Here is a 23,175-nt window from a genome sequence, read left to right as displayed (position 1 = left end):
CTATGATTCATGGCATTATAAATATTTACAAAGAAAAAGGCTATACATCACATGATGTCGTTGCAAAATTACGCAGAATTGTCGGGCAGAAGAAAATCGGACACACAGGAACACTGGATCCGGATGCGACCGGTGTGCTGCCGGTCTGCTTTGGTAAAGCAACAAAATTATGTGATCTTTTAACAGACAAAGATAAAACATACGAAACGGTACTGCTGCTTGGGCGGGAAACAGATACACAGGATATATCCGGAACTGTACTGAGTGAAAAGCAGACCGGTACTGTGACAGAGGCAGATGTAAGAAGTGTGGTGGCTTCTTTTGTCGGTGCTTATGCGCAGACTCCGCCGATGTATTCGGCAATTAAGATTGGTGGAAAGAAGCTCTATGAGCTTGCAAGAGAAGGAAAGACAGTGGAGAGAAAACCGCGGAATGTTGAAATTTTTTCTATTGATATTCTGGAAATGGATCTGCCGCATGTGAAGATGCGGGTGCACTGTTCCAAAGGCACGTATATCCGTACGCTTTGCAATGATATCGGTGCGAAGTTAGGATGCGGCGGCTGTATGGAAGAGCTTGTCCGTACAAAGGTGAGTTCATTTATGCTCACGGAAGCGAAGACGCTTGCAGAAGTGGAAAATTTTGTGGCAGACGGCAGACTTTCTGAAATCATAACACCGGTCGACGCAATGTTTGCACACTATCCGGCATTGTGTGTGACGGAAAAATGGGACAAATTCGCATATAATGGTAACGCACTTCCGAAGGATGCAGTGGGGGATGTGCCAGACGGGCACAGCATTTCGGACGTTCACAGAGTGAGGATCTACAATTCAAAGGAGGAGTTTATCGGTCTGTACGATTATAAGAAAAGCGAAAATAAATACAAACTTGTAAAAATGTTTTATACGCCGGATGTATAGAACATGAGAGGAAAAAATATGCAATATATAGAAGGTCTGAATGAATATACAGAAACCGAAAAGTCAGCAGTGACCTTTGGAAAGTTTGACGGAGTGCATAAGGGCCACCAGAAGTTAGTTGAAGAAGTGCTCAGATGCTGCACAAATGGAAATATAAAAAGTGTTTTGTGTGCATTTGAGATGAATAAAAAAGACATTCTTATGACTCCGGATGAGAGAAGAGAAAGAATGGACGGCAAAATAGACTATCTTGTGGAATGTCCGTTTTCAGATGAACTCCGGCACATGAGTGCGGAAGATTTTATTAAAAAGGTTATAAAGGGTGTTTTTCATGCTGAATATGTGGTTGTAGGGACTGATTTTCATTTTGGATATGGAAAAGAAGGCGATGCGCATATGCTGGAGGCGTATGCCGAAAAATATCATTATAAGGCAATCGTAGTTGAAAAAGCACGGTTTAAGCATCGGGAGATCAGTAGCAGTTTTATTAAGAGTCTGGTCAAAGATGGAAGCATTACAACCGCGAATTACCTTCTGACATATCCATACCCGGTAGAAGGAATTGTAAAACATGGAAAACATCTGGGAAGTGAGTTGGGATTTCCCACATGTAATGTAGAATGGCCGGCGCATAAAGTACTGCCGCCAAAAGGAGTGTATGTAAGCCGTGTTTATATTGATGGGGAAGTTTATGGCGCAATATCCAATATCGGAGTCAAGCCAACCGTATCAGATGAAAACAAAGTGCTGATCGAGAGTTATTTATATGGATATAGCGGAGATGCATACGGAAAAAACGTTAAAATTGAATTACTGGAATTCCGACGCCCGGAACATAAATTTTCTTCCATTAAGGAAATGCAGGTACGAGTCCGTCAGGATATACAGTATGTCAGAGAATACTTTGAAAAAGAGTAAAAGGAGAAACAGATGAATATAATAACTATATTTTCTCTGTTTGGTGGACTTGGACTGTTTTTATATGGTATGAGCCAGATGAGCGAAAGCCTTGAAAAAGCAGCCGGCGCCAAAATGAGAAGTATTCTGGCAGTCTTTACGAAAAACAGATTTATCGGACTGCTGGTAGGTATGATCTTTACAGCGATCATCCAGTCATCCAATGCTACAACAGTTATGGTCGTGAGTTTTGTAAACTCCGGACTGATGAATCTGATGCAGGCAACCGGAATTATTCTGGGAGCCAATATCGGAACTACAATCACCGGACAGTTGATCGCATTTAATCTGTCGGATATAGCGCCACTATTTGTAATCATCGGTGTGATTATGTCCATGTTCTGTAAGAACCAGAAGGTGCAGAGAGCCGGTGATGTGATTCTGGGATTTGGCATTTTGTTTATGGGGCTGAAAGTTATGGGTGAATCCTTGACCATTGTAAAACAGTCACCGGTTGTAAAAGAATTTTTAAGCTCTTTAAGCAGTCCGTTTATTGCGATCCTTGTCGGATTTATTGCGACTTCTGTTTTGCAGAGCTCTTCGGCAACGGTTGGTATTATTATTTTGATGGCATCACAGAATCTGATCCAGTTTATGATCTGTCCGTTTGTAATTCTTGGCTGTAACATCGGTTCTTGCGTGTCTGCACTTCTTGCCAGCCTGAACGGAAGAAAAGATGCAAAGAGAGCAGCGATGATTCATTTCTTATTTAACGTGATCGGATCTGCAATTATGTTTACTGTGATCTTTATATTTACCAAACCGATCACAGGTGCACTGCTTGGAATTTCCGGTGGAAATGTGGCACGTGCGGTTGCCAATACACATTCTCTGATGAAAATCATAGAAGTGGCTATGTTGTTCCCGTTTATGGGCTGGATCGTGAAGCTGACTTACAAAGTAGTTCCGGGAAATGACGATACAGACGAAGATGAGTATGAACTGAATTATATCAAACAGTCTATGATGTCACCTGCAACGGCAGTTATGGATGCAATCCATGAGATCGAGCATATGGGAAAGGTTGCAATGAGCAATCTGGAACTGTCCATGCATGCACTCTGTGAGTTGGACGGAGAAGCAATTGAAAAGGTATACAAAACCGAAAAATATATTGATTTTATGAACAGTAAGATCACGGATTACCTTGTGAGGGCAAATGAGCTGGAACTTCCGACTGCAGATGCAGATAAGCTGGGAGGACTGTTCCATGTAGTAAATGATATTGAAAGAATCGGTGATCATGCAGAAAATATGGCTGAGGCTGCAAGAGAGAGAATTGATTCCGGCGTAAAATTAAGCGACAAGGCGATACGTCAGATGAATGATATGATGAAGTCGGTACAGACACTTCTGGAATATGCATTGGATATGTTTACAAATGGAAATCAAGAACATATGCGTGAGATTCTGGAACTGGAAGATGCCATTGATGAGCTGGAAAAGAAACTGCAAAGATCACATATCAAGCGGCTGACGAAGAACAAATGTACACCGGAAGCAGGAATGATCTTTGCGGATGCAGTATCTGGTCTGGAGCGTGTAGCCGACCATGGAACCAATATCGCATTTGCGATCATGGTACCGGATGAATACAAATCTGATGAAGAAGAGTAAAATAATCCTTTACAGAGGATAAGTGTTGTGTTATACTCATCTGGTATGAACAGCCGGTGTTCGGTAACAGGATACTCCAACCGTTGCTTAATATCAGGCGATAATTAAGAGAATTAAAAGGAGGAAATCACAATGGTTTCAAAAGAACAGAAAGAACAGATCATTAAAGACTTTGGAAGAACAGCAGGAGATACAGGTTCACCGGAAGTACAGGTAGCTATCCTGACAGCAAGAATCAATGACCTGACAGATCATTTCAAAGCTAACCCGAAGGATCATCACTCAAGAAGAGGACTTCTTAAGATGGTAGGACAGAGAAGAGGACTTCTTGCATACCTGAAGAAGACAGATATCAACAGATATCGTGCTCTGATCGAGAAACTTGGACTTAGAAAATAATAATGATTTTAATAAAAATTCCGATTGCGTTATGCAGTCGGAATTTTTTGTAGAAAAAAGATATGGTGTATTTACATAAGATATGCTATAATATATTGGATTGCGGACGAGGGAGATATAATCCGAGACCACTGAAAAGGATATTGTCCGGTGGTAGCGAAAAGAGAGTGTCTTTTTCAGTAGTTTCGGTATCCTTCTTTCGCAGAACAGATGAATGAAGATAAAAGGAGAATACTATGTATAAGAAGTATGAGATGGAATTAGCCGGAAGAACACTTCGCGTAGATGTTGGTAGAGTAGCGAAGCAGGCGAACGGTGCGGTTTTAATGCACTATGGTGATACAACTGTACTTTGTACAGCAACTGCTTCTGAGAAGCCAAGAGAAGGAATCGATTTCTTCCCGTTAAGTGTAGAATATAATGAGAGAATGTATTCCGTAGGTAAGATCCCGGGAGGATTTAACAAAAGAGAAGGAAAAGCATCTGAGAATGCGATCCTGACATGCCGTGTTATCGACCGTCCGATGCGACCACTGTTCCCAAAGGATTACCGTAATGATGTTACATTGGAGAACCTGGTACTTTCTGTAGATCAGGATTGTTCACCGGAGTTGACAGCTATGCTTGGAGCAGCAATTGCGACTACAATTTCTGATATCCCGTTTGACGGACCGATCTCTACAACACAGGTTGGACTGGTTGACGGTGAATTTGTATTTAATCCGACAGCAGAACAGAAAGAAATATCTGATATGGCGCTGACGGTTGCATCTACAAGAGAGAAAGTTATCATGATCGAAGCAGGAGCGAATGAAGTTCCGGAAGCACAGATGGTCGAAGCGATTTACGCAGCTCATGAAGTGAACCAGAAAGTAATCGCATTTATCGATACAATCGTTGCAGAATGCGGAAAAGAAAAACACAGCTATGAGAGTTTTGCGATTCCGGAAGAATTATTTGCAGCAATCAAAGAAATCGTACCGCCGGAGACTATGGAGGAAGCTGTATTTACAGATGATAAACAGGTAAGAGAAGAAAATATCCGTCAGATTACAGATAAGTTAGAGGAAGCGTTTGCTGATAATGAAGAATGGCTTGCTGTTCTTGGAGATGCAATTTACCAGTATCAGAAGAAGACTGTCCGCAAGATGATCCTGAAAGATCACAAGCGTCCGGATGGAAGAGCAATCGACCAGATTCGTCCACTTGCTGCAGAAGTAGATCTGATTCCTAGAGTACATGGTTCTGCTATGTTTACACGTGGACAGACACAGATCTGTAATATCTGCACACTGGCTCCACTGTCAGAGGCACAGAGACTTGACGGACTGGATGAAAAAGAGACAACAAAGCGTTATATGCATCACTATAACTTCCCGTCATACTCTGTTGGAGAGACAAGACCATCCAGAGGACCGGGACGTCGTGAGATCGGACATGGAGCACTTGCAGAGCGTGCATTGGTTCCGGTGCTTCCGAGTGAGACAGAGTTCCCGTATGCAATCCGTACCGTATCCGAGACATTTGAGTCTAACGGATCTACATCAATGGCTTCTACATGTGCATCTTGTATGTCACTTATGGCTGCAGGTGTTCCGATTAAAGCTATGGTTGCAGGTATCTCATGCGGACTTGTAACAGGAGATACAGATGATGATTATCTGGTACTTACAGATATACAGGGACTGGAAGACTTCTTTGGTGATATGGACTTTAAGGTAACTGGTACAAAGAAAGGTATCACAGCAATCCAGATGGATATTAAGATCCACGGACTTACAAGACCGATCGTTGAGGAAGCAATCGCACGTACAAGACAGGCTCGTCTGTTCATCATGGATGAGTGTATGTCAAAAGCAATCGCAGAGCCGAGAACAGAGGTTGGTGAATTTGCACCGAAGATTATCCAGATGCAGATCGATCCTCAGAAGATCGGTGATGTTGTTGGACAGAGAGGCAAGACGATCAATGCGATCATCGAGCAGACTGGTGTGAAGATTGATATTACAGATGACGGAGCAGTATCTATCTGCGGAACAGATGCCAAGAGCATGGAAGAAGCACAGAAGCTGATTCACATCATTGTTACAGATTATGAAGCAGGACAGGTTCTGGAAGGACATGTTATCAGTATCAAAGAATTTGGAGCATTTATTGAGTTTGCACCGGGAAAAGAAGGAATGGTTCACATTTCCAAGATTTCCAAAGAGCGTGTAAACCATGTTGAAGATGTGTTGACACTTGGCGATAAAGTCAAAGTTGTATGCCTTGGAAAAGACAAGATGGGAAGATTTTCATTCAGCATGAAAGATGTTGCAGAATAAATTGCTGCGTGATACGTTGTAAAATAAAAGACAGTATGATAAATAAGGACCGTGCCGGGTTATCCGGTACGGTCCTTTGTGGATTTCAGGAATAAATAACTGTCCCGGGCATATATTGGAGATAAGAGGTGGACAAAACATGAAAGAAGAATGTATCTTATCGTTACTACCGGGGAAATTAAGAATCCAGATGCAGAAGATCGTGAAAGATTATGAAAAACTGCAGGAGATCAAAGTACGCATTGAGAAGCCGGTTTTTTATTTTCAGGATGGCAGGGAATATATGCTGAAAGATGAGTGGGGGAGACCTTATATTGCGACAAAAGAAGAAGTGCGGGAATTGCTGGAATATGTGAGCCATTATTCGCTATATGCATACGAAGAAGAGATGAGGCAGGGATTTCTGACTGTGGAGGGAGGGCACAGGATTGGTTTTGCAGGACAGGCGATTTTAGAAGGAGGGCATGTGAAGAATCTAAAATATATTTCGTCCGTAAATATCCGGATAGCCCATGAAGTGATGGGATGTGCCGATTGGATTTTTCCATATATAACACGAAACCGATCGCTTTTTCACACCCTGATCGTGTCACCGCCGGGACAGGGAAAAACAACACTTCTGCGTGATATTGTAAGGCAGATTTCGGAAGGGAATACATACATCAGCGGGAAAACAGTGGGTATTGTAGATGAACGTTCGGAAATCGGAGGATGTTATCAGGGCGTTGCGCAGAATCATGTCGGGATGCGGACAGACATCCTGGACGCCTGCCCGAAGGCAGAAGGAATGATCATGCTCATCCGTTCCATGACACCGGAAGTCGTAGCAGTTGATGAAATCGGCACGGCGCAGGATGTACATGCCATAGAGTATGCAATGCACTGTGGCTGCAAAATGCTTGCGACCGTACATGGAGAATCCATGCAGGAAGTGAAGAGAAAGCCGGTACTTGGCACATTGATCAAACAGAAGCGTTTTGAAAGATATATTGTCTTATCAGGAGAAGGAAAAGTCGGTGAAGTTGGCGGCATCTATGATGACAGGGGGAATACACTGTATTCTTTTGTCGGACAGTCCAACACAGCGGGCTATACCGGCATGGCAGGTGATGAAAAATGTGGAAAGCCATAGGCGCTTTTCTTATCCTTTTCTCGGCTTCCATGGAAGGGACAAGGCATGCACATAAGATTCGTGAGGAATACGAAGAACTGCAAAAGATACGGTATCTTATTTCTTTATTAAAAAGTGAGATCTGCTATGCCAGGTCCAGCCTGGAAGAAGTGTTTGCATCCGTTGCAGAAAAATGTGAAGATCCGTACCGTAACTGGCTTCTTATGATGAGAAATGAAATGCGATGCAAAAAAGAAAAACGATTCGTAAAAATATGGCAGGAATCGGCAGATGTCTGTCTTGTGGGTCTGATGATTTCAAGAAAAGAAAAAGAGAATCTGAAAGAAGTCGGTGCAAGACTTGGAAATCTGGATCTTAAGATGCAGATCCGTTCTCTGGAGCTGTATGAAGAGAAAGTGGAGGAATCGTTAAGGCAGATACAGAAACAGATGTACACGAAGATGAGACTTTATTATCTTATGGGGATCATGGGCGGGATTCTGACAGTCGTGCTTCTGATCTGAAGGAGGAAGAGATGGATGTAAATCTGATATTTAAGATTGCGGCTGTCGGGATTTTAGTATCGGTACTCAGTCAGGTGCTGAAACATAGTGGCAGGGAAGAACAGGCATTTTTAACAAGCTTTGCAGGACTTCTGCTTGTATTGTTCTGGATCGTGCCATACATTTACCAGTTGTTTCAGAATATCCGGCAGTTATTTTACCTGTAGGAAAGAAGGGGGCATATGAGTATCATACAGATTTGCGCAGCTGCTGTTGCAGGTATGCTTCTTGCTGTGCAGTTTAAAGCGCAGAAACCGGAGTATGGAATCTATATCAGCATAGCGCTGAGTCTTCTTATTTTCTTTTCTGTACTCGAGAAAATAGAAACAATCGCGGAAGTAATACGAAAAATCGGTACATATATATCGGTTGATGATATGTATATGGGAACATTGTTCAAAATGCTTGGAATTACTTATGTGGCAGAATTTGCATCGAATATTTGCAAAGATGCGGGATATCAGACGATTGCAAGACAGATTGAGATTTTCGGGAAACTTGCAATCATGGTGCTTAGTTTTCCGGTGCTTCTTGCGATTCTGGACACGATCCGGAAGGTGTTGTCATGAGAAGAAAGGTTAAACAGAAAAAGATGCGCTGTGGGAAAATAGTACCTGGACTTACAATCCTGTTTATACTGCTGACTGGATTTCCGGCAGGTTTTCAGATGGAATATGTGTATGCAGCAGAACCGGCATATGAAACAGGAATATCAGAAGATGCACAGACAGAGACAGAAAAATGGATACAGCAGTTTTCCTTTGATGAGATGCAGAACTACATAGATCAGATGTTTCCGGAAAAGAATTATAATTTAGAAGAGATGCTCCGGAAAATTACAGAAGGGGATTATGAAGAATTTTTAAGCCAGGCAGGAAAAATGTTAAGAGACAAGCTTTTTCAGGCTGTGGAAAGCGGAAGAAAATATCTGATTCCGATTGTATTTCTGGCATTTCTGGCGGCATTGTTTCATAATTTTTCACAGGTGTTTGAAAGCGGCCAGCTCTCAGAAACCGGCTTCTATGTTCTGTATCTTTTGCTGATCGCATTGTGTCTGAAAGTATTTCTTGCGGTAACGGAATGGGTAAGCACCGGTGTAGAAGGACTGACTGCATTTATGGGTGTATTTTGCCCGCTGTATTTTCTTGCTGTAGCGATTGCGAAAGGCAGTGTAACAGCGATCGCATTTTATCAGCTTGTGCTTTTTATTATTTATCTGGTAGAACTTGTAATTGCCAAGATCCTGCTGCCGATGATCCATATTTACATGATATTGAGACTGCTCAATTATCTTTCGAAAGAAGATTATCTGAGCAAATTTGCCGGCTTTCTGGAAATGCTTGTTTCCTGGACGCTCCGGACAATGTTGGCTGCTGTAGTCGGATGGAATCTGGTGCAGGGACTGATCGGTCCGTCCGTCGATGATGTGAAGCAGAGTCTTGTGACAAGAGGAATGGAAGCCATACCGGGTGTGGGGGATCTTCTGGGCGGCGCTGCGGAAGTGACGATTGGTACACTCGTACTGGTCAAAAATGGAATTGGAGTCGTGGGCGCACTGTTTGCGGTACTCTTATGTTTGGTTCCGCTCGTAGAAGTCGGGCTGGTCGTGCTACTTTATAAATTCACGGCGGCTCTTCTGCAGCCGGTTTCCGATGCGCGTGTGATTGGCTGTATTGAAAGTGTGGGAGACGGACTACGGCTTTTTATGCGTGTGCTGTTTACAACAGGGCTTTTATTTCTTCTGACAATTGTTGTGGTCGCAGCTACAACCGGAGAATAGGAGGGGAAATGATCGACAAAATCTATGAATGGGTGAAGAACTTAAGCTTTTATCTGGTTCTTGTAACGGCTCTTTTACAAATGCTTCCGGACAGCGATTACCGGAAATATATCCGTTTTTTTACAGGACTTGTGTTGATTGCACTGCTTCTTACCCCGGTCCTTAAGACGGTGCACGCAGGCGACTTGAAGACAGAGATTTTGCAGGATGCAGACTGGCAGGAGTTTCAGGATAAGCTTCAGAAGACAGAAACAAAAGTCCGGAAGCAGATGACGGAAACAGCAGATGCAGTAGAAAACGGGAAAGCGCAGGATGAGCAGAAAAAAATAGAGGTGAAAGAGATTGAAGTTCAGCCTTAAGATGTTAAAAGAATTGCTGTGGAAAGGGGAAAAACTGAAGAAGGACCAGCTTCTGATCCTGTTTCTTACCGGAGTACTCTTATTAGTTATTACATTGCCTGCCGGTAAGGAAAAAGAAAATAGGAAAACTGTCGGAAGCAGAACCGGGCAGAGCGTGATAACAGACCGTGAAAGTTATACAAAAGAGATGGAACAGGAACTGGAAGAAATGTTGTCGCAGATGGATGGCGCCGGAGAAGTGAAAGTGATGCTGACACTTGCATCAACAGCGGAAAAAGTGATAGAGAAAGATCGTGACACTCAGAGTGAGCAGGTAAAAGAGTCCGATCATCAGGGCGGAGAGCGTACGACAGATAAAGATTCCCTGTCTGAAGAAACGGTATATAAAAAGCAAAACAGTAATGGAGACAGCCCATATGTAACGAAAGAACTGACACCGCAGGTTGAAGGTGTTGTCGTGCTTGCCACAGGGGGTGATAATCCTGAAGTAGCTAAACATATTACGGAAGCGGTGCAGGCATTATTTGGAATAGACACGCATAAGATTAGAATAATGAAAAAGAATCAGAAACCATAAAAGGCAGGAGGAGAGAACGTGAAACGAGTGTTTAAGAAAAATCAGGTGATCATTGCAGCGTTGGCGGTGATGATAGCGGCAGCAGGATATTTGAATTATTCCGGACGCCTGTTCCCGGATAAGGAAAAATCCAGTGAGACAGGAAGTGAAGTGGCAAGTCAGGAACTTCTGGATATTTCACAGGAGGACAGTCAGAGTGCATCCTCGGATATTAAGAGTCAGGACGGGGATAATGAAGCGCAGACGAGTACGCCGGGCGAGGCGGTACTGACAGGAGGAGATGCCACATCCATCGTATCACAGGCAAAGATCACAAGAGAACAGGTGCGGGCTAAAAATAAAGAGTCCCTGCAGGAAATCATAGACAATAAACAACTGACAGGAGAGCAGAAGAAAAAAGCGGTAAATGAAATGGTTGAGCTTACAAAAATTGCAGAAAAAGAGGCAGCTGCGGAGACGATGCTTTCTGCCAAAGGATTTACAGACAGTGTAGTCAGTCTTTCCGAAGAATCCGCAGATGTTGTGGTAAATGCCAAAGAATTAAGTGAAGCAAACCGGGCACAAATTGAAGACATTGTTATAAGGAAGACCGGAATGGCAGCTGAAAATATTGTGATCACACCGGCAGGCAGTAAAAAATAGAATAAAATATATGGAAAATCCCGCAGCAGCGGGATTTTTGTTTGAGCATTTGCAGAGGATATGTTATACTGACTAACAGTGTCTATAAACGGATATACTAATGTAGGAGTGTTGGAATATATGTCAGAGATAACAAATGAAATAACAAATGAGATTAAAAAACGAAGAACGTTTGCAATTATTTCCCATCCCGATGCAGGTAAGACAACTTTAACAGAGAAGTTCCTGCTTTACGGAGGAGCCATTAACCAGGCAGGAAGTGTCAAGGGAAAGGCAACAGCAAAGCATGCAGTATCAGACTGGATGGAGATTGAGAAGGAAAGAGGTATTTCTGTAACTTCATCGGTATTACAGTTTAATTATGATGGATTCTGTATCAACATCCTGGATACACCGGGACATCAGGATTTCTCGGAGGATACCTACCGTACTCTGATGGCGGCAGACTCAGCTGTAATGGTCATTGATGCATCCAAAGGTGTAGAGGCGCAGACAAGAAAACTGTTCAAAGTATGTACGATGCGTCATATCCCGATTTTTACTTTTATCAATAAGATGGACCGCGAAGCGATGGATACATTTGAATTATTAGATGATATCGAGAACGAGCTGGGAATCGCAACCTGTCCGGTAAACTGGCCAATCGGTTCCGGTAAGGAGTTCCGCGGTGTCTATGACAGAAATACAAAGAAAGTCGAGCTGTTCTCAGATACAAGAAAAGGAACAACACAAGGTGAGGTGCGCAAGATCGACATTGACGATCCAGAGATTGCAGATCTTATTACAGCGGATCAGAAGAGCCAGTTAGAAGAAGAGATTGAACTGCAGGACGGTGCAGGAGCCGAGTTCGATCAAGAGCTGGTCAGCAAGGGAGAACTTTCACCGGTATTTTTCGGATCTGCACTTACGAACTTCGGTGTAGAGACATTCCTTCAGCATTTCCTTGCAATGACAACTTCACCGCTTCCGAGAAAATCAGATGCAGGTCTCATTGATCCGATGGAGGAAGAAGATTTCTCAGCATTTGTATTTAAAATTCAGGCAAATATGAACAAGGCGCACCGAGACCGTATCGCATTTATGCGTATCTGTTCCGGTAAATTCGAGGCAGGAATGGATGTGTTCCATATTCAGGGCGGCAAGAAGGTACGTCTGTCGCAGCCACAGCAGATGATGGCTAGCGAGAGACATCTGGTGCAGGAAGCTTATGGCGGAGACATTATCGGTGTGTTTGATCCGGGCATTTTCTCAATCGGTGATACACTGACGACTTCAGCAAAGAGGTATGCATATGAAGGTATCCCGACATTTGCACCGGAGCATTTTGCAAGAGTCCGTCAGGTAGATACGATGAAGAGAAAACAGTTTATCAAGGGGGTCAACCAGATTGCGCAGGAAGGTGCGATTCAGATCTTCCAGGAATACAATACAGGCATGGAAGAGATTATCGTCGGCGTTGTCGGTGTTCTGCAGTTTGACGTATTAAAATATCGTCTGGAGAATGAATATAACGTAGAGATCCGTATGGACAGTCTTCCATATGAATACATTCGCTGGATCGGCAATGAGGAAGTGGATATGGACAAACTTTCCGGAACATCGGATATGAAGAAGATCAAGGATCTCAAAGGAAGACCGCTGCTTCTGTTTGTAAATGAGTGGAGCATCCGTATGACACAGGAAAGAAACGACGGACTGATACTGGAGGAGTTTGGAAGATCTTAATCCGGGAGATTGTGAGAAAAGGAAGTCGGCAGATGGAAGTTTTTTGTGCTGGCTATTTGCAAAAGAATAGAAATTTGTTATAATGATAAGAACGAATAAACCAGACAGGAGGTTTCTGAAATGGGAAAAGAAGAAAGAAATGCTTATACAATAAAAAATGACGCCAACATCGGAGAAGTGAAGATTGCAGATGAAGTTGTTGCAATCATCGCAGGACTGGCTGCGATGGAAGTAGAGGGTGTTGCTTCTATGGCAGGCAATGCAACAAGAGAACTGATCAGTAAGCTTGGAATGAAGTCTCTTTCCAAAGGTGTGAAAGTAGATGTTCTGGACGGTATTGTTACAGTATCCCTGACACTCAATTTATTATACGGATATGGAGTCAAAGACATTTCTGTAAAAGTACAGGAGAAGGTCAAATCTTCCATCGAGAACATGACAGGACTGGAAGTTGCAGATGTGAATATTCGCGTTGCAGGCGTGAAAGTACCGGAGGAAGACTAAGTGAGAAGATCAGAATTAAGAGAACACATTTTCCGGATGGTTTTCGGACTGGATTTTAATGAAGGCGAAGAGATTCCGGAGCAGATCCAGCTTTATTTTGAACAGCTGGATGATGTAAAAGAAAGAGACATGGAGTACATCCGTGAGAAAGCAGAACATATTGCCGAGAAGAGAGAAGAGATTGATGCGCTGCTCAATACACATACGAAAGGCTGGAAGACAAGTCGTATGAACAAAGTAGACTTAAGCATCCTGCGTGTCGCAGTCTATGAGATGAAATGGGACGATGAGGTTCCGGTTGGTGTTGCGATCGATCAGGCAGTAGAACTTGCTAAAAAATACAGCAGTGACGAAGGTCCGTCTTTCGTAAATGGCGTGCTTGCAAAACTGGCAAAGGCGTAGAAGAGGTGTAGCATGACACAGAACGTATATACGGTCAGACAGGTAAATGCATACATTAAGAATATGTTTACGCAGGATTATATGCTGAACCGTATCTATGTAAAAGGCGAAGTATCCAACTGTAAATACCACACATCGGGACATATATATTTTTCGTTAAAGGACGAGTCCGGAACGATTGCCTGCGTTATGTTTGCCGGGCAGCGAGGCGGGCTCGCTTTTCATATGAGAGAAGGACAGCAGGTTGTTGTATTTGGCGGAATCAGTGTTTATGAAAGAAGTGGTTCTTACCAGCTTTATGCAAGAGAGATTCGTCTGGATGGCGAAGGAGTACTCTATGAACGTTTTCAGGCACTGAAACAGGAGCTTGGTGAGATGGGGATGTTCGCCCCTGAATATAAGAAAACGATTCCGTCTTTTGTGAAAACTGTTGGAATTGTGACAGCACCGACCGGCGCTGCGATCCGGGATATTATGAATATTTCTTCGCGGCGGAATCCATTTGTACAGCTGATCCTGTATCCGGCGCTTGTGCAGGGCGAAGGTGCAGTGCAGAGTATTGTTACAGGAATACAGACACTGGATGCATATGGCGTAGATGTAATGATTGTTGGACGTGGAGGCGGATCGATCGAAGATCTGTGGGCGTTTAACGAAGAAGCAGTTGCAAGAGCGATTTTTGAATGTGAGACACCTGTGATTTCCGCAGTCGGACATGAGACAGACACGACAATCGCTGATTATGTGGCGGATCTTCGGGCACCGACACCGTCTGCGGCTGCAGAACTTGCAGTTTATGACTATCGCTTGACAGAACGGACGATGATTGAATATCGTGAGAAAGCTACAAGACTTCTGGAACAGCAGATTCGTATGCAGCGTCTGCGTCTGCGGGAATATCAGACGAAGCTTATGTATCTCCATCCGGAAAATCAGGTGCGTGATTACAGACAACGCATAGTAGATTACGAAGAGAAACTGCGTCTTCTTATGGAGAACAGTCTGCAGAAGAATAAGATGCGCTTTACGGTTGATCTGGAGAAAATGAAGAAGCTGTCTCCGCTTGAAAAGCTGAATCAAGGATTTTCTTACGTAGAAACAGCAGACAGAAAAGCAGTGAAAAGAATCGGACAGGTAGACGTGGGAGATGAGCTTACAATCTATGTCACGGATGGTACGATCAAAGTATGTGCAGAAGAGACGAAGGAGGAGAGACATGGCTGAGAAAGAACAGACTCTGGAAAAGTTATTTACACAACTGGAAGATGTGATCCGGGAGATGGAGCAGGGTGAGGTCTCTTTGGAAGAAGCTTTTGCACTGTATCATAAAGGCGTGGATACACTTAAGATGTGTAATGAAAAGATAGATAAAGTAGAGAAAAAGATACTGGTGCTGGATAATGAAGGAGAAACGCATGAGTTTGAACAATAATTTTGCACAGTTACAACAGGAAAAGGTAATAGAGATAGAACAATTACTGCGGAAATATCTGCCGGTGCAGAGCGGTTATCAGAAGATTATCACGGAGGCTATGGAATATAGTCTGATGGCAGGTGGCAAGAGGCTTCGTCCGATGATGATGCAGGAAGTATTCCGGCTTTTTGGAGGAACAATGAAAGCGATCGAACCGTTTATGGCAGCAATTGAGATGATTCACACGTATTCCCTTGTGCATGACGATCTGCCGGCGATGGATAATGACGATTACAGAAGAGGTAGAAAGACTACCCATGTTGTGTATGGCGAAGATATAGGAATCCTTGCGGGAGATGCACTTTTAAATTATGCATTTGAGACTGCGTTTCACGCATTTGAGCTTTGTCCTCAGGACAGCCTTAAGATTGGAAAAGCACTTCAGGTGTTGGGGGAAAAAGCCGGCATTCATGGAATGATCGGAGGACAGGTCATTGATGTAAAAGAGACCGGAAAACAGATCGACAGGGAAGTATTGGATACGATCTATGAACTGAAGACGTCTGCACTGATCGAAGCATCTATGATGGTTGGAGCGATCCTTGCAGGTGCTACAGATGAGGAGCTTGAAAAAGTTGAGCAGATGGCATCGAATATCGGTATCGCATTCCAGGTGCAGGATGACATTTTGGATGTGACAAGTACGGAAGAAGTGCTTGGAAAGCCAATCCACAGTGATGAGAAGAATGAGAAGACTACATATGTAACTCTGTATGGTATAGAGAAAGCATCAGCAGTTGTAGAAGAAAGATCAAAAGAAGCAATTGCTCTTTTACATGAACTTCCGGGAGAGAATGATTATCTGGAAGAGTTGATCATCAAACTAATCCATAGAGTGAAATAAGAGAGGACGTTCGTGATGTTGGAACGAATTCAGAAAGCAAATGATATAAAGAATTTAAAAAAAGAGGAACTCCCGATACTGGCAGAGGAGATTCGTGAATTTCTTGTAGAGACGGTCAGCAAGACAGGTGGACATCTCGCATCGAATCTTGGCGTTATAGAGCTTACAATGGCAATGCACCTTGTATTCCAAATGCCGGAAGATAAGATTATCTGGGATGTCGGACACCAGTCTTATACCCATAAGATTCTGACCGGAAGAAAAGATGGTTTTGAAAACCTGCGTAAATACGGCGGCATGAGTGGGTTCCCGAAGCGTAAGGAGAGCGATTGTGATGCATTTGATACCGGACACAGCTCTACGTCCATATCAGCAGGCCTTGGCTATGTAAGAGCGAGAGACCTGAAAGGAGAAGACTATAGTGTGATTTCCGTGATCGGTGACGGTTCGATGACGGGTGGAATGGCGTTTGAGGCGCTTAATAATGCGTCCCAGTTGAACAGTAATTTTATTATTGTGCTGAATGACAATCATATGTCGATCTCTGAAAATGTCGGAGGAATGTCCAGATATCTGGCAAAGATCCGGACAGCAGATTTTTATACCGGGTTGAAGAAAGGCGTGACAACGACGCTTGAGAAGATCCCGAAGGTCGGGGATTCTCTGATCGAGCAGATCCGCCGGACGAAGAGCAGTATCAAACAGCTGATCGTTCCGGGTATGTTTTTTGAAGATATGGGAATTACATATCTCGGACCGGTAAAAGGACATGATCTTCCTACGCTTTGCCGTGTATTTTCCGAAGCACGGAGAATAGAAGGACCGGTTCTTGTCCATGTTCTGACGAAGAAAGGCAAAGGTTATACGCCGGCAGAAGAGCATCCAGGCAAATTCCACGGCATTAGCCCGTTTGACATTGCGACAGGTGAGGTATCAGAGAAGAAGAAAAAGGATACCTATACCGATGTGTTTGGAAAAGTTATGTGTGCAGAAGCAAAAGAGAATCCGGACATTACAGCAATTACAGCTGCAATGGAAGATGGAACCGGGTTGTCCCGTTTCCACAGTATGTTCCCTGATCGCTTTTTTGATGTAGGAATTGCAGAAGAGCATGCTGTGACATTTGCGGCAGGACTTGCAGCGGGAGGCATGCGCCCGGTTGTGGCGGTTTATTCTTCTTTTCTGCAGAGAGCATATGACCAGATTATCCATGACGTGGGACTTCAGAAGCTCCCTGTTGTATTTGCCGTTGACCGAGCAGGACTGGTCGGAAGTGACGGAGAGACACATCAGGGAATTTTTGATCTGTCATTTTTAAGCAGTATTCCGAATATGACAGTGATGTCACCTAAACATAAATGGGAACTGGCAGACATGCTTCGCTTTGCACTGAAATCTGACGGTCCGGTTGCAATCCGTTATCCAAGAGGTGCAGCGTACGATCAGTATGTTGAATATCGTGCACCGATCGAATATGGCAAAAGCGAGATGATCTGCGAGGAGAGTGGGATCGCACTCATCAGTATGGGACATATGTTTGAAGAAGCGGTAAAAGTACGAAAGAATCTCAAAGATGCAGGGTATTCCTGCACGCTCGTAAACGGACGTTTTGTAAAGCCGATAGATGAAGAATGTATTGCAAGGCTTGCAAAAAATCACAAACTGATCGTTGTACTGGAAGAAAATGTTATAACTGGCGGCTATGGAATGCAGGTGCTGGAATGTGCAGCGAGAAAACAGCTTTCCTGCCACGTTCTGCCGATTGCACTTCCGGATAATTATGTAGAACACGGAAGTGTGGAAGTGCTTCGCAAAGAGACTGGTATTGATGCACAGTCAGTGACAGAGAAAATCATGGAAACATATAAGGAGTTACAGATATGAAAGAACGTTTGGATGTCTTGCTTGTAAAGCGTAATCTGGCGGCGTCCAGAGAAAAAGCCAAGGCGATCATCATGTCCGGTAATGTCTATGTGGATGACCAGAAAGAAGACAAACCGGGAACATTATTTAAAGAAGAAAGCAAGATTGAAGTGCGCGGACATACACTGCCATACGTCAGCCGCGGCGGATTGAAACTCGAAAAAGCACTGAAGAATTTTGACGTTAGTGTAAAAGGAAAGACATGCACGGATGTCGGATCTTCAACAGGTGGATTTACAGACTGTATGCTACAGAATGGTGCAGTCAAAGTATTTGCGATTGATGTCGGACGTGGTCAGCTTGACTGGAAATTAAGACAGGATGACCGTGTTGTCTGCATGGAAAAGACAAATATCCGTTACGTGACACCGGAAGATATTGGGGAACCGGTACAGTTTTCGTCCATTGATGTGTCATTTATTTCGCTTACGAAAGTGCTTCTTCCGATCTACAATTACCTGACGGAAGACGGGGAGATTGTTGCGCTTATCAAACCACAGTTCGAGGCAGGAAGAGAGAAAGTCGGAAAAAAAGGTGTCGTAAGAGAACGAAGTACCCATGTAGAAGTCATTGAGATGGTTACGGCATATGCAGTTTCCATCGGTTTTGATGTACTGGAACTAGAATTTTCACCGATCCGCGGACCGGAGGGAAATATTGAGTACCTTGTACACTTGAAAAAAAGTAAAGGACAGGCAGAGATTTCAGAAAATTTCGATATAGAAGCAATAACAAAGCGTGCATTTGAATCCCTGACCAAATAATACAGGTAACAGATATGGAACATATATTCATTGTCACGAATGATGGAAAAGACAAAGATCATTCTGTGACAAGACACATAAAAAAAATAATCGAAGATTACGGCAAAACCTGTTCGGTTTGTCGTAAAGATGAAGAAAAGAAAATAATTGAAGAGAGTATTCCGGAGGGCATTGACTGTGTGATCGTAATTGGAGGCGATGGCAGTTTTATCGAAGCTGCAAGGATTCTGCATGACAGGGATGTTCCGATGCTTGGGGTAAATATGGGAACACTCGGTTATCTGACAGAAGTAGAGCTTGCAGATCTGGACGAATCCATTGAGAAGCTATTGAGAGGAGAATATACGCTGGAATCCAGAATGATGCTGGAAGCAGTATACGGAGCGTCTGTAAAGGACGTTGCACTGAATGATATTGTCGTATCAAGAAACGGTGGAATTCGCATCATTCATTTCCGTATATGGGTAAATGGAGAATTGCTGAACTGCTATGAAGCGGACGGAATCATTATCTCGACACCGACCGGCTCTACCGCATACAATCTCTCTGCGGGCGGACCGATCGTAGAACCGACAGCATCGCTGCTTGTAGTCACACCGATCTGTTCGCATGCACTGAATACGAGCAGTGTGATTTTATCCGGTGAAGATGAGATTGAGATTGAGATCGGAGAAGGCAGAAACGGTACAGAAGAGGAAGTGCTGGTATCCTTTGACGGAACCCAGATGCTTATGATGCATACAGGAGAGCGGATTACCATCCGCAGATCCGCTACCAGAACAGAGATCTTAAGACTGAATAAAGTCAGTTTTCTGGAAACATTGCGTAGAAAAATGAAAGGAAATTAATGGTCATGAAAGTAAACAGACATGCGAAAATTATTGAACTGATTAGTAAATTTCAGATCGAGACGCAGGAAGAACTTGCAGATCATCTGAATAAGGAAGGATTCAAAGTTACGCAGGCAACGGTGTCACGGGATATCCGTGATCTGAAGTTGACAAAAGTTCCGTCTGAAAATGGAAAGCAGTGTTATGCAATCCATCAGGGGACGGAAAATGGCATGAGTGAAAAATATATCCGTATTCTAAGAGACGGATATGTATCTATGGACATGGCACAGAATATTCTTGTGATCAAAACAGTTGCAGGAATGGCAATGGCAGTATGTGCTGCGCTGGATGCAATGAAATGGACAGAGATTGTCGGAAGTATTGCGGGGGATGATACGATCATGTGTGCAGTCAGAAGTGTGGAAGATACTGTGAAAGTGATGGATAAGATTCGAAAAATTGTCTTGTAGGAGGCTGCATGTTACAACGTTTATATGTGAAAAATCTTGCATTGATCGATGAGATCGAAGTAGAGTTAAAAGACGGACTGAATATTCTGACCGGTGAGACAGGAGCAGGTAAATCTATTATTTTAGGATCTGTCAATCTGGCGCTTGGAGCCAGATACAGCAAAGATATGCTCCGCAAAGGAGCAGAATATGGATTTGTTGAATTGAATTTTCAGATTGAAAATGCAAAGCAACTGCACAGGCTGAAAGAACTGGATGTCTACCCGGAAGATGGAATGGTAGTTCTCTCCAGACGTCTGATGGAAGGCAGAAGTGTAAGCCGGATCAATGGAGAGACTGTGACGATGACACTTTTAAAAGAAGTGGCATCGGTGCTGATAGACATTCACGGACAGCACGAGCATCAGTCACTTCTCTACAAGAAGAATCATCTGGCAATTGTGGATGCATTTGCCAAGGATGAAATCAGTGAACTGAAAAAAAAGATAACTGAAAACTACCGGGAGTACCGGAGCTGGATGAAAGAACTGGAAGAGGCAGATCAGGATGAGGCGTCCAGAGCCAAAGAGCTTTCTTTCCTGCAGTTTGAAACGGAAGAGATCGAAAAGGCAGAGCTTCGTGAAGGGGAAGATGTAGAGCTGGAGACGGCTTATCGTTTTATAGTCAACAGTAAGAAGCTCGCAGACGGGGCGGCAGAGGCCTATGCATTTACCAGCCAGGAAGAAGGAAATGCAAGCGAAAGCTTAAGCCGGGCAATCCGTGCACTTGGAGAAATCCGCGATTACGATGATACCGTGCAGGGACTTTTTGACCAGTTGTCGGAGATTGACAGTCTGTTAAATGATTTCAACAGAGATTTGTCTGAATACAGGGATTCCTGTGAATGTTCCGAAGAGGAACTTTATGAGACGGAACAGAGACTCAACGAGATCAATCATCTCAAATTAAAATATGGCAGTCAGATTTCGGATATTCTGTCATATTATGATGAGCAGCAGGAGAAAATAAAGAAGTTGGAAGACTATGAAAATTACATTCGCAGTTTGAATGAAAACTGTCAGAAAGCAAAAGAAAAGATGGAAAAGACAGCTGGAAAATTGTCTGAAATCCGCAGAAAACAGGCAAAAACGCTGGAGAAATCTATTGGGGAGAGCTTAAAAGAGCTGAACTTCGCAGATGTAAAATTTGAGATTCAGTTTCGCACTCTTGATGCATGTACTCCGGCAGGAATGGATGAAGTGGAATTCATGATTTCAATGAATCCGGGACAGCCGGTAAGACCACTTACGAATGTTGCATCTGGTGGCGAATTGTCGCGCATTATGCTGGCGATCAAAACCGTGCTGGCGGACAAAGATGACACAGAGACATTGATCTTTGATGAGATTGATGTAGGAATCAGCGGGCGCACTGCACAGAAAGTTTCCGAGAAAATGGCACTGATCGGAAGGAATCATCAGGTCATTTGTATTACACATCTTGCGCAGATAGCAGCGATGGCAGATCACCATTTCATGATTGAGAAGACAGTCGGCAATCTGGATACGACAACCGGGATCCACGAGCTTACTGAAGAAGAGTCGGTGGAAGAACTGGCAAGAATCTTAGGTGGGGCAAAAATTACAGATGCAGTCAGAGAAAATGCAAAAGAAATGAAGACACTTGCAAGACAGATGAAAGCATAGAATTGAAAAAGAAACATATACTAAGATGGATATTACATTTGTGATATCCATCTTTATTTATGTTATGAATTATGGCGATAAGTGCTGATATACGAATCGGACAGGAGTCAGCCTGCTCGATTTATTATAAATGGGAAAGGGCGAAAACTATGCGGAAATACTGGTGGCGTAAAATGTGGATCATAATACTTGTTTTTGTATTGTCAGTAGGTGGCAGCTATTCTTATATCCGATTAAGACAGAAAGATTTTGAAAAGGAGGTAAATGCCAGTCCGATGGACAAGAAGCTGGTGATACCTGGCGGGATGCCAATCGGTATTTATCTGGAGACAAAAGGTGTTATGGTGCTTGGAACAGATGCAATTGAGCGTGAGGACGGTGTGAAAGAGAATCCCTCCAGTCATCTTGTAAAGGCAGGAGATTATATTCAGAAGGTCAATAATGCAACAGTAAAGACTAAAAATGAACTGATCGAAGAGATGAAAAAACTGAAAGAAGAGGAAGTTGTCCTTACAATCCGGCGGAACCGTGAAAATATCCGGATTAAAACAAAAGCAGTCAGGGATGTAAAAAAAGAATACAAGCTCGGAATCTGGGTGAGAGATAATGCACAGGGACTTGGGACAATCACGTATCTGGATGCGGACAGCCATTTCGGAGCGCTCGGTCATGGTATTCATGATGTAGATACGAATAAGCTTTTAAGTATTTCAGAAGGCAGGGTGTATGCGACGAGTATTCGCGATATCCAGAAAGGAAAATACGGAACACCCGGCGGCATGGAAGGAATCATTGTTTACAATAACTACAATATCCTTGGAAAAATCAGTGAGAATACGGAAAATGGAATTTTTGGAAAAGTCGAACGGATTGATACGCTTTTTACGGAACAGAAGCCGGTAGAAACGGCAAAAAAAGAAGAGATCCGAAAAGGAAAAGCAAAGATCCGCTGTGCTGTAGAAGGAAAAGTCAAAGAGTATGAGGTGCGTATTCTGGAGATCAATACAAAAGCGAAAGAAGCAAATAAAGGAATACTTCTGGAAGTGACAGATCCGGAACTTCTGAAAGTGACAGGTGGCATTGTCCAGGGAATGAGTGGAAGCCCATTACTGCAAAATGGAAAAATTGTGGGTGCGGTGACACATGTACTGGTTAATAATCCGACAAAAGGTTACGCAATTTTCATAGAAAATATGCTCTCCCGGTAGAACATGGAAAATGAATGGAAAATGCAGTCGTAAACCGTCAGATTTTTACGACATTAAATTCTTGATTTACATTTTGGCACTCTTTATAATG

25 protein-coding genes are annotated in these 23,175 nt (G+C 43.3%); all 25 read left to right on the top strand.

Going from position 1 to position 23,175, the window contains the following annotated elements:
* Window positions 1–2: 2 nt before the first annotated feature.
* The 25 genes from truB to spoIVB all read left to right on the top strand — a co-directional run bounded on the left by truB (window position 3) and on the right by spoIVB (window position 23,084).
* Window positions 3–923, top strand: coding sequence for a tRNA pseudouridine(55) synthase TruB (truB, locus tag DW125_RS05015; RefSeq protein WP_117537295.1), 921 nt, complete (start codon window positions 3–5; stop codon window positions 921–923).
* Window positions 924–941: 18 nt separating this feature from the next.
* A complete protein-coding gene (locus tag DW125_RS05010) occupies window positions 942–1,841 on the top strand; it encodes a bifunctional riboflavin kinase/FAD synthetase (RefSeq protein WP_021859996.1) in 900 nt (299 codons plus the stop codon).
* A gap of 12 nt (window positions 1,842–1,853) precedes the next feature.
* On the top strand, window positions 1,854–3,497 hold the full coding sequence (locus DW125_RS05005; RefSeq protein ID WP_117537294.1) for a Na/Pi cotransporter family protein: 1,644 nt from the start codon (window positions 1,854–1,856) through the stop codon (window positions 3,495–3,497).
* Window positions 3,498–3,629: 132 nt separating this feature from the next.
* Window positions 3,630–3,896, top strand: a complete 267-nt coding sequence (gene rpsO / locus DW125_RS05000; RefSeq protein WP_021859994.1) for a 30S ribosomal protein S15 — start codon at window positions 3,630–3,632, stop codon at window positions 3,894–3,896.
* 236 nt (window positions 3,897–4,132) lie between these two features.
* A complete protein-coding gene (locus tag DW125_RS04995) occupies window positions 4,133–6,220 on the top strand; it encodes a polyribonucleotide nucleotidyltransferase (RefSeq protein WP_021859993.1) in 2,088 nt (695 codons plus the stop codon).
* A 139-nt stretch (window positions 6,221–6,359) separates the two neighbouring features.
* Window positions 6,360–7,352, top strand: coding sequence for a stage III sporulation protein AA (gene spoIIIAA, locus DW125_RS04990; RefSeq protein ID WP_021859992.1), 993 nt, complete (start codon window positions 6,360–6,362; stop codon window positions 7,350–7,352).
* A complete protein-coding gene (locus DW125_RS04985) occupies window positions 7,337–7,855 on the top strand; it encodes a stage III sporulation protein AB (protein WP_021859991.1) in 519 nt (172 codons plus the stop codon). The genes spoIIIAA and DW125_RS04985 overlap by 16 nt, the downstream gene beginning before the upstream one ends.
* Before the next feature lie 11 nt (window positions 7,856–7,866).
* Entirely contained in the window at window positions 7,867–8,061 is a 195-nt protein-coding gene (gene spoIIIAC, locus DW125_RS04980) for a stage III sporulation protein AC (RefSeq protein WP_021859990.1), read from the top strand.
* Between the two features lie 15 nt (window positions 8,062–8,076).
* Entirely contained in the window at window positions 8,077–8,463 is a 387-nt protein-coding gene (gene spoIIIAD, locus DW125_RS04975; protein WP_021859989.1) for a stage III sporulation protein AD, read from the top strand.
* Entirely contained in the window at window positions 8,460–9,674 is a 1,215-nt protein-coding gene (locus tag DW125_RS04970) for a stage III sporulation protein AE (protein ID WP_021859988.1), read from the top strand. The genes spoIIIAD and DW125_RS04970 overlap by 4 nt, the downstream gene beginning before the upstream one ends.
* Before the next feature lie 8 nt (window positions 9,675–9,682).
* Window positions 9,683–10,033 (top strand): stage III sporulation protein AF, encoded by a 351-nt coding sequence (locus tag DW125_RS04965; protein ID WP_021859987.1) that lies wholly within the window; start codon window positions 9,683–9,685, stop codon window positions 10,031–10,033.
* Window positions 10,017–10,610, top strand: coding sequence for a hypothetical protein (locus DW125_RS04960; RefSeq protein WP_021859986.1), 594 nt, complete (start codon window positions 10,017–10,019; stop codon window positions 10,608–10,610). Before DW125_RS04965 ends, DW125_RS04960 begins: the two co-directional genes overlap by 17 nt.
* Before the next feature lie 18 nt (window positions 10,611–10,628).
* A complete protein-coding gene (locus DW125_RS04955) occupies window positions 10,629–11,252 on the top strand; it encodes a SpoIIIAH-like family protein (protein WP_021859985.1) in 624 nt (207 codons plus the stop codon).
* Between the two features lie 120 nt (window positions 11,253–11,372).
* A complete protein-coding gene (locus DW125_RS04950) occupies window positions 11,373–12,977 on the top strand; it encodes a peptide chain release factor 3 (RefSeq protein WP_021859984.1) in 1,605 nt (534 codons plus the stop codon).
* Between the two features lie 120 nt (window positions 12,978–13,097).
* On the top strand, window positions 13,098–13,481 hold the full coding sequence (locus DW125_RS04945) for an Asp23/Gls24 family envelope stress response protein (protein ID WP_117537292.1): 384 nt from the start codon (window positions 13,098–13,100) through the stop codon (window positions 13,479–13,481).
* A complete protein-coding gene (gene nusB / locus DW125_RS04940) occupies window positions 13,482–13,883 on the top strand; it encodes a transcription antitermination factor NusB (protein ID WP_021859982.1) in 402 nt (133 codons plus the stop codon).
* A gap of 12 nt (window positions 13,884–13,895) precedes the next feature.
* Complete coding sequence (xseA, locus tag DW125_RS04935; RefSeq protein WP_117537291.1) at window positions 13,896–15,107, top strand: exodeoxyribonuclease VII large subunit; 1,212 nt, start codon at window positions 13,896–13,898, stop codon at window positions 15,105–15,107.
* Window positions 15,100–15,315: an exodeoxyribonuclease VII small subunit gene (xseB, locus tag DW125_RS04930; protein WP_021859980.1), complete on the top strand. Its 216-nt coding sequence runs from the start codon at window positions 15,100–15,102 to the stop codon at window positions 15,313–15,315. Before xseA ends, xseB begins: the two co-directional genes overlap by 8 nt.
* Window positions 15,299–16,201 (top strand): polyprenyl synthetase family protein, encoded by a 903-nt coding sequence (locus DW125_RS04925; protein ID WP_021859979.1) that lies wholly within the window; start codon window positions 15,299–15,301, stop codon window positions 16,199–16,201. The genes xseB and DW125_RS04925 overlap by 17 nt, the downstream gene beginning before the upstream one ends.
* Before the next feature lie 15 nt (window positions 16,202–16,216).
* Entirely contained in the window at window positions 16,217–18,085 is a 1,869-nt protein-coding gene (gene dxs / locus DW125_RS04920) for a 1-deoxy-D-xylulose-5-phosphate synthase (RefSeq protein WP_021859978.1), read from the top strand.
* A complete protein-coding gene (locus DW125_RS04915) occupies window positions 18,082–18,888 on the top strand; it encodes a TlyA family RNA methyltransferase (protein WP_021859977.1) in 807 nt (268 codons plus the stop codon). Before dxs ends, DW125_RS04915 begins: the two co-directional genes overlap by 4 nt.
* 14 nt (window positions 18,889–18,902) lie before the next feature.
* Complete coding sequence (locus tag DW125_RS04910) at window positions 18,903–19,736, top strand: NAD(+)/NADH kinase (RefSeq protein WP_021859976.1); 834 nt, start codon at window positions 18,903–18,905, stop codon at window positions 19,734–19,736.
* A 5-nt stretch (window positions 19,737–19,741) separates the two neighbouring features.
* The gene (gene argR, locus DW125_RS04905) at window positions 19,742–20,191 is read left to right on the top strand and encodes an arginine repressor (protein WP_117537290.1); all 450 of its coding nucleotides are present in this window, start codon (window positions 19,742–19,744) and stop codon (window positions 20,189–20,191) included.
* An 8-nt stretch (window positions 20,192–20,199) separates the two neighbouring features.
* Window positions 20,200–21,876: a DNA repair protein RecN gene (gene recN, locus DW125_RS04900; protein ID WP_021859974.1), complete on the top strand. Its 1,677-nt coding sequence runs from the start codon at window positions 20,200–20,202 to the stop codon at window positions 21,874–21,876.
* 149 nt (window positions 21,877–22,025) lie between these two features.
* The gene (gene spoIVB, locus DW125_RS04895) at window positions 22,026–23,084 is read left to right on the top strand and encodes a SpoIVB peptidase (protein WP_117537289.1); all 1,059 of its coding nucleotides are present in this window, start codon (window positions 22,026–22,028) and stop codon (window positions 23,082–23,084) included.
* The last annotated feature ends 91 nt before the right edge of the window (window positions 23,085–23,175 follow it).

Origin of the sequence: Dorea sp. AM10-31, assembly GCF_003435815.1 — a bacterium.
In the GTDB taxonomy this organism is placed as follows: domain Bacteria; phylum Bacillota; class Clostridia; order Lachnospirales; family Lachnospiraceae; genus Dorea_D; species Dorea_D hominis.
The sequence above is the reverse complement of the archived record's forward strand: the minus strand, read 5'-3'. Positions and strand labels throughout refer to the sequence as shown.

Excerpts from the sequence above, each read along its gene's own strand:
- spoIVB (WP_117537289.1), top strand. The coding sequence starts at position 22,026 with ATGCGGAAATACTGGTGGCGTAAAATGTGGATCATAATACTTGTTTTT.
- rpsO (WP_021859994.1), top strand. The coding sequence starts at position 3,630 with ATGGTTTCAAAAGAACAGAAAGAACAGATCATTAAAGACTTTGGAAGA.
- DW125_RS04910 (WP_021859976.1), top strand. The coding sequence starts at position 18,903 with ATGGAACATATATTCATTGTCACGAATGATGGAAAAGACAAAGATCAT.
- DW125_RS04950 (WP_021859984.1), top strand. The coding sequence starts at position 11,373 with ATGTCAGAGATAACAAATGAAATAACAAATGAGATTAAAAAACGAAGA.
- spoIIIAD (WP_021859989.1), top strand. The coding sequence starts at position 8,077 with ATGAGTATCATACAGATTTGCGCAGCTGCTGTTGCAGGTATGCTTCTT.
- DW125_RS04995 (WP_021859993.1), top strand. The coding sequence starts at position 4,133 with ATGTATAAGAAGTATGAGATGGAATTAGCCGGAAGAACACTTCGCGTA.
- DW125_RS04915 (WP_021859977.1), top strand. The coding sequence starts at position 18,082 with ATGAAAGAACGTTTGGATGTCTTGCTTGTAAAGCGTAATCTGGCGGCG.
- dxs (WP_021859978.1), top strand. The coding sequence starts at position 16,217 with ATGTTGGAACGAATTCAGAAAGCAAATGATATAAAGAATTTAAAAAAA.
- xseB (WP_021859980.1), top strand. The coding sequence starts at position 15,100 with ATGGCTGAGAAAGAACAGACTCTGGAAAAGTTATTTACACAACTGGAA.
- DW125_RS04925 (WP_021859979.1), top strand. The coding sequence starts at position 15,299 with ATGAGTTTGAACAATAATTTTGCACAGTTACAACAGGAAAAGGTAATA.
- spoIIIAA (WP_021859992.1), top strand. The coding sequence starts at position 6,360 with ATGAAAGAAGAATGTATCTTATCGTTACTACCGGGGAAATTAAGAATC.
- DW125_RS04970 (WP_021859988.1), top strand. The coding sequence starts at position 8,460 with ATGAGAAGAAAGGTTAAACAGAAAAAGATGCGCTGTGGGAAAATAGTA.
- spoIIIAC (WP_021859990.1), top strand. The coding sequence starts at position 7,867 with ATGGATGTAAATCTGATATTTAAGATTGCGGCTGTCGGGATTTTAGTA.
- DW125_RS04965 (WP_021859987.1), top strand. The coding sequence starts at position 9,683 with ATGATCGACAAAATCTATGAATGGGTGAAGAACTTAAGCTTTTATCTG.
- DW125_RS04985 (WP_021859991.1), top strand. The coding sequence starts at position 7,337 with ATGTGGAAAGCCATAGGCGCTTTTCTTATCCTTTTCTCGGCTTCCATG.
- recN (WP_021859974.1), top strand. The coding sequence starts at position 20,200 with ATGTTACAACGTTTATATGTGAAAAATCTTGCATTGATCGATGAGATC.
- DW125_RS04945 (WP_117537292.1), top strand. The coding sequence starts at position 13,098 with ATGGGAAAAGAAGAAAGAAATGCTTATACAATAAAAAATGACGCCAAC.
- xseA (WP_117537291.1), top strand. The coding sequence starts at position 13,896 with ATGACACAGAACGTATATACGGTCAGACAGGTAAATGCATACATTAAG.
- truB (WP_117537295.1), top strand. The coding sequence starts at position 3 with ATGATTCATGGCATTATAAATATTTACAAAGAAAAAGGCTATACATCA.
- argR (WP_117537290.1), top strand. The coding sequence starts at position 19,742 with ATGAAAGTAAACAGACATGCGAAAATTATTGAACTGATTAGTAAATTT.
- DW125_RS05010 (WP_021859996.1), top strand. The coding sequence starts at position 942 with ATGCAATATATAGAAGGTCTGAATGAATATACAGAAACCGAAAAGTCA.
- DW125_RS05005 (WP_117537294.1), top strand. The coding sequence starts at position 1,854 with ATGAATATAATAACTATATTTTCTCTGTTTGGTGGACTTGGACTGTTT.